Raw genomic sequence first — 723 nt, forward strand, 5'->3', positions numbered from 1 at the left:
AGCCGTCCACATCCGGACGTCTCGACTGCTTCGATTTTGATTGGGGCTTTTGGTTTTGCGCTTTTCCTCGCGCTGCCGTCGTTGCTGATTTTGTGGTTCGCGTTCCGGAGACTGCGACGGTCGGCTCGGATTCGCCGCGGCGCGCCTGCGGCTTATGCGGTGTGGCGCGCAGGGGTGTACTGCCATCGATGTGGCATGTGCTTTTGGCCCTTCGCGCCCGCCGCTGGAATCCCGGTGCGACATCCGGTTTCCCCAGGCGGTTTCCAGGGGATCGTCTGGAACGCCGGGGGTTACCTCAACGACGCGTGATCACCCGTAAACAACGCTCTTAGGACTTCACTGCCGCAGGCCCGGCGTAGTTCGCTTGCGCACCGTTTGGTCGGCGATCCCGGCGGCAGGGCATTTCCGGGTTCCCAGTTAGGGCGATTGTTCTGCCGATTCCACGGACGGCTGCGGCTCGTTGAGCGGTGGCTCGCTCTCAGGATGTGCCGTCTGCACGCCTGGTTCGGGCTCTGCCCGCCCGGCGGCACGTAGTTGCCGCGCGTTCTTGACGCTGATTTCGAGTAGTTCGGCGATGTCGTCGGTGCTGCATCCGTGCTCGTTCATGCGCGCCACGGCCGAAGTCTGCCTGGTGTGGTGCACGGCGATTTCGGTTGCGGCGGCCTGTTCGAGGTGACCGATCTTGTCGTGCAACGCTCGGATGCGGCGGTCGCGGCGTTGTTC

At 64.0% G+C, this 723-nt stretch carries 2 protein-coding genes; one reads left to right on the plus strand and one right to left on the minus strand.

Translation table 11 applies throughout. The features are described 5' to 3' along the window. The coding region (locus tag A5780_RS42265) for a hypothetical protein (protein ID WP_231983149.1) at window positions 1-309 on the plus strand (309 nt) is incomplete at its 5' end. Window positions 310-417: 108 nt separating this feature from the next. Here the strand turns inward: A5780_RS42265 and A5780_RS41420 are convergent. Beyond that, on the minus strand, window positions 418-723 hold a 306-nt coding region (locus A5780_RS41420), incomplete at its 5' end, for a hypothetical protein (protein ID WP_197521920.1).

It is taken from the genome of Nocardia sp. 852002-20019_SCH5090214 (genome assembly GCF_001665865.1).
GTDB classification, from domain to species: Bacteria; Actinomycetota; Actinomycetes; order Mycobacteriales; family Mycobacteriaceae; genus Nocardia; species Nocardia nova.